General features: G+C 70.6%; 3 protein-coding genes and 1 other RNA gene. 3 read left to right on the top strand and 1 reads right to left on the bottom strand.

What is annotated here, in order from left to right; translation table 11 throughout:
- Window positions 1-536: SIMPL domain-containing protein (locus AC1DP0_RS17845; protein ID WP_478086988.1), on the top strand; the 536-nt coding region annotated here is incomplete at its 5' end.
- Window positions 537-575: 39 nt separating this feature from the next.
- Window positions 576-971, top strand: a complete 396-nt coding sequence (trxA, locus tag AC1DP0_RS17840; RefSeq protein WP_478086986.1) for a thioredoxin — start codon at window positions 576-578, stop codon at window positions 969-971.
- Between the two features lie 91 nt (window positions 972-1,062).
- Here trxA and ssrA read toward each other — a convergent pair.
- Window positions 1,063-1,429: a transfer-messenger RNA gene (gene ssrA, locus AC1DP0_RS17835) on the bottom strand.
- Between the two features lie 217 nt (window positions 1,430-1,646).
- On the opposite strand from ssrA, the gene AC1DP0_RS17830 reads away from it, so the two are divergent.
- Window positions 1,647-5,021, top strand: coding sequence for a pyruvate carboxylase (locus tag AC1DP0_RS17830; RefSeq protein WP_478086984.1), 3,375 nt, complete (start codon window positions 1,647-1,649; stop codon window positions 5,019-5,021).
- Window positions 5,022-5,068 lie beyond the last annotated feature (47 nt).

Raw genomic sequence — 5,068 nt, 5'->3', positions numbered from 1 at the left:
GTCACGACGCCGGTGACGTCGCGGCGGCCCTCGCCGGGGCGTCCGAGGGCATCGTCAAGGTGGGGGCGGTCGTGCGCGACCACGACGTCGCCGATGCCGACATCCGGACCCTCGATGCGGGCGTCAACCAGCGCTGGGACAACACCGGCACGGCGATCGGCTTCACGGCCCAGCAGCGCCTCGCCGTGACGGTGCGTGCCCTCGAGTCGGTCGGCGAGATCCTCGAGGCCGCCGCGTCCGCGGTCGGCAACGCGCTCCTCGTCGACCAGGTGCGGCTCGACGTGTCCGACCGGAGCCAGGGGCTCCGGCGGGCCCGCGACGCCGCCTTCGCCGACGCGCGCGACAAGGCGGAGCAGTATGCCGAGCTCTCCGGCTCGCAGCTCGGTGCGGTCCTAGGTGTGGCCGAGGCCGGCGCCGTCGCGCCGGTCGCCTACAAGGCGATGGCTGCGTCCCGTGACCTCGCGGGCGGGATGCCGGTCGAGGGCGGCGACCTCGACCTCGGGGCCACCGTCACGGTCACCTGGGAGCTGCGCTGAGGGCGGAATACCTACCACACACGATCCGTTGGGAGAGACATGGCTACCACTGACCTGACCGCGCAGTCCTTCGAGAAGACAGTTCTCGACAACGACATCGTCCTGGTCGACTTCTGGGCGTCCTGGTGCGGCCCGTGTCGACAGTTCGCCCCGGTCTACGACGCCGCTTCGCAGAGTGACGACAACGAGGGCATCGTCTTCGGCAAGGTCGACACCGAGGCCGAGCAGTCCCTCGCGTCGGCGGCGAACATCACCTCCATCCCGACCCTGATGGCCTTCAAGGAGGGCGTGCTCGTCTTCGCCCAGCCCGGCGCGCTGCCGCAGTCCGCGCTGCAGGACGTCATCCAGCAGGTCAAGAACCTCGACATGGCCCCGATCAAGGAGCAGATGGCGGCCGAGGCCGCTGCCGGTCCCGGCGCGGCCGAGCAGGCCTGACAAACCCGAGGGCATACGCAGGAGGGCGCCCCGCGAACGGGACGCCCTCCTGCGGCATCGAAGCGACAGCGTGACGTGGCCACCACGAAAGTGGTGGAGGTGGCGGGAATTGAACCCGCGTCCGATGACGAGAAACCAGGGCTTCTCCGGGTGCAGTGCGCTATGGCTTTTCTCGGCCCCAGGGCTCGCACGCACACGTCCCCTGACAGGCCCAGTTGAGCAAGAGTCCCGCGCAGCCCCCCAACATGACTGCGCAGCAAGTTTCCTAGCTGATGCCAGGCACTGAGTCGGAAACTAGCTCAGGCTGACAGACTTCGAGGCTCGCTCAGGCGGCGAGGGCGAAGTCGGTGCGCGAAGAATTGGCACCTATTGTTTTGCAAGGAGCGTTTACGAGATAACCCTGCATCCTCGACCCGCTTCCCCTGATGTGTCGACCACCGTCGAAACCGATCACCCCCATGAGGGGTGTCCACGTCACGCTGTTCACTTGTCAAGCTGCCCTGCGCTCCACCGGAGTGGAGCCCACAGTATGCAGGAGGAACGCGCGGAGAGTCCACGTCATTCCCGACGCCTCGTCCGGATCGGGACGCGGACTCGCATGGACCCGACGCGCCACTAGGCTGCCGACGTGGTCGACGCGGACCACCCCCGTCGCCCCCGGCCCCTGGAGGTCCGATGTTCCGCAAGGTTCTCGTCGCCAACCGAGGTGAGATCGCCGTCCGGGCCTTCCGGGCCGCGACCGAGCTCGGCGCCCGGACGGTCGCCGTCTTCCCCTACGAGGACCGCAAGAGCGAGCACCGGCTCAAGGCCGACGAGGCCTACCAGATCGGCGAAGAGGGGCACCCGGTCCGCGCCTACCTCGACCACGAGGCGATCGTCGCCCAGGCGGTCGAGGCCGGCGCCGACGCGATCTACCCGGGCTACGGGTTCCTCTCCGAGAACCCGCTCCTCGCCGAGGCGTGCGAAGCGGCCGGCATCACCTTCATCGGCCCACCACCGGCGGTGCTGCACCTCACCGGCAACAAGGCCCGCGCCATCGCGGCCGCTCGCGACGCCGGACTGCCCACCCTGCGTGGCGCCGAGCCCGGCACCGACCTCGACGTCCTGGAGGCGGCGGCCGACGAGATCGGCTTCCCCGTCTTCGTCAAGGCGGTCAGTGGTGGTGGCGGCCGCGGCATGCGCCGGGTGGAGACGCGCGAGGGCCTGCGCGACGCGCTCGAGGCCGCCCAGCGCGAGGCCGAGTCCGCGTTCGGCGACCCGACGCTCTACCTCGAGGAGGCCGTGGTCAACCCGCGGCACATCGAGGTCCAGGTGCTGGCGGACAGCACCGGCGAGGTCGTCCACCTCTACGAGCGGGACTGCTCGCTGCAGCGCCGTCACCAGAAGGTCGTCGAGATCGCGCCTGCGCCCAACCTCGATGCCGACACCCGCGCCAGCATGTGTGCCGACGCCGTCGCGTTCGCCCGCTCGATCGGCTACGTCAACGCCGGCACCGTCGAGTTCCTCCTCGGTGAGGACGGCCGCTACGTCTTCATCGAGATGAACCCGCGCATCCAGGTCGAGCACACGGTCACCGAGGAGGTCACCGACATCGACCTCGTCGTCATGCAGATGCAGATCGCGTCGGGCGAGACGTTCGCGTCGGTGGGGCTGCGCCAGGACCACATCCGCACCAAGGGCTTCGCGATGCAGTGCCGCATCACGACGGAGGACCCCGCCAACGGCTTCCGGCCTGACGCCGGCACCATCACGGTCTACCGGTCCGCCGGCGGCAGCGGCGTGCGGCTCGACGGCGGCACCGTCTTCGTCGGCGCCGAGATCAGCGCCCACTTCGACTCGATGCTCGTCAAGCTCACGTGCCGCGGCATGACCTTCCCGATCGCCGTCCGGCGCGCCCAGCGCGCGCTCGCGGAGTTCCGCATCCGCGGGGTCTCCACCAACATCCCGTTCCTGGAGGCCGTCCTCGCCGACCCGGTCTTCCAGGACGGTCTCGCGACGACGTCGTTCATCGACGAGCGACCCGAGCTGCTCTCGGCGCGGGTCAGCGCTGACCGGGCGACGAAGCTGCTCACGTTCCTCGCCGACGTCACCGTCAACCGGCCCAACGGTCCCGTCACGACGCGGGTCCGCCCGCGCAGCAAGCTCCCCCAGCTTCCGGACGCCCCGCTGCCGGCTGGCGCCAGGGACCGGCTCGTCGCCCACGGGCCGGCCGCCTTCGCGCGGTCCCTGCGCGAGGCGAAGGACGTCGCGGTCACCGACACGACCTTCCGCGACGCCCACCAGTCGCTCCTCGCCACCCGCATGCGGACCCGTGACCTGCTGCACGTGGCCAGGCACGTCTCGCACCTGACACCGCAGCTGCTGTCGATGGAGGCGTGGGGCGGCGCGACGTACGACGTGGCGCTCCGCTTCCTCGCCGAGGACCCCTGGGAGCGCCTGGCCGCCCTGCGTGAGGCGATGCCCAACATCCCGCTGCAGATGCTGCTGCGCGGGCGCAACACGGTCGGCTACACGCCCTACCCGACGGCGGTCACCGACGCCTTCGTGCGCGAGGCGGCCTCGACGGGACTCGACATCTTCCGGATCTTCGACTCCCTCAACGACGTCTCCCAGATGCGCCCGGCCGTCGAGGCGGTGCTCGAGACGAACACCGCGGTCGCCGAGGTCGCGCTCTGCTACACCGGCAACCTCATGTCACCGGACGAGAAGCTCTACACGCTCGACTACTACCTGCACCTCGCCGAGCAGATCGTCGACACCGGGGCCCATGTCCTCGCCATCAAGGACATGGCCGGCCTGCTGCGCGCTCCCGCCGCCGCCCGCCTCGTGAGGGCCTTGCGCGAGCGCTTCGACGTGCCCGTGCACCTCCACACCCACGACACCGCCGGCGGCCAGATCGGCACCCTTCTCGCGGCCATCGACGCCGGGGTCGACGCCGTCGACGCCGCCACCGCCACCATGGCGGGCACGACGAGCCAGCCCTCGCTCTCGGCCCTCGTCGCGGCGACCGACGACACCGACCGACCGACGGGGCTCGACATCGGGAACGTCTTCGCGCTCGAGCCGTACTGGGAGGCCGTGCGCCACCTCTACCGGCCCTTCGAGTCCGGGCTCGACTCCCCCACCGGGCGCGTCTACTTCCACGAGATCCCCGGCGGCCAGCTGAGCAACCTGCGCCAGCAGGCGATCGCCCTCGGCCTCGGCGACCGCTTCGAGGCCATCGAGGACATGTATGCCGCGGCGAACCGCATCCTGGGCAACCTCGTCAAGGTGACGCCGAGCTCGAAGGTCGTCGGCGACCTCGCGCTCGCGCTCGTCGGCGCCGGCGCGGACCCGAAGGACTTCGAGGACGATCCCCAGAAGTACGACATCCCGGACTCCGTCATCGGCTTCCTCAACGGCGAGCTCGGCGACCCGCCCGGCGGCTGGCCCGAGCCGTTCCGCACCAAGGCCCTGGCCGGCCGCCGGTCGAGGCCGCGGCTGACCGAGCTGACGCYGGAGCAGGAGAAGGACCTCCGAGAGGCACCGCGGCGGACGCTCAACCAGCTCCTCTTCCCGGGCCCGACCAAGGAGTTCGAGTCCTCGCGCGAGTCCTACGGCGACCYCTCGGTGCTCGGCACCGTCGAGTTCCTGCACGGCCTGGAGCAGGGCGAGGAGTACGAGGTCGAGATCGAGCCCGGGAAGGTCCTCATCATCGGCGTGCAGTCCATCGGCGAGGCCGACCCCAAGGGCATGCGCACCGTCATGTGCACCCTGGGCGGCCAGTTCCGCCCGATCTCGGTGCGCGACCGGTCGGTGGAGGCGGCCGTCAAGTCGGCCGAGAAGGCCGACCCGGGCGCCGCCGGCCAGGTCGCCGCACCCTTCGCCGGTGTCGTCACGCTCGCTGTCGCGGAGGGTGACGCCGTCGAGGCCGGCGGCGTCGTCGCGACCATCGAGGCGATGAAGATGGAGGCCAACATCACGAGCCCCGGCGGAGGCACCGTGTCGCGGGTCGCGATCGGCTCGCAGCAGCAGGTGGAGGGCGGCGACCTCCTCGTCGTGATCGGCTGACCTCCAGGTCGGGGGTCGTCCCGACCGACGAGGAACGGCGCGTATGC

It is taken from the genome of Terrabacter sp. P5_B1 (assembly GCF_056400505.1).
The sequence above is the reverse complement of the archived record's forward strand: the minus strand, read 5'-3'. Positions and strand labels throughout refer to the sequence as shown.

Coding starts and splice junctions, on each gene's coding strand:
- trxA (WP_478086986.1), top strand. CDS start 576: ATGGCTACCACTGACCTGACCGCGCAGTCCTTCGAGAAGACAGTTCTC.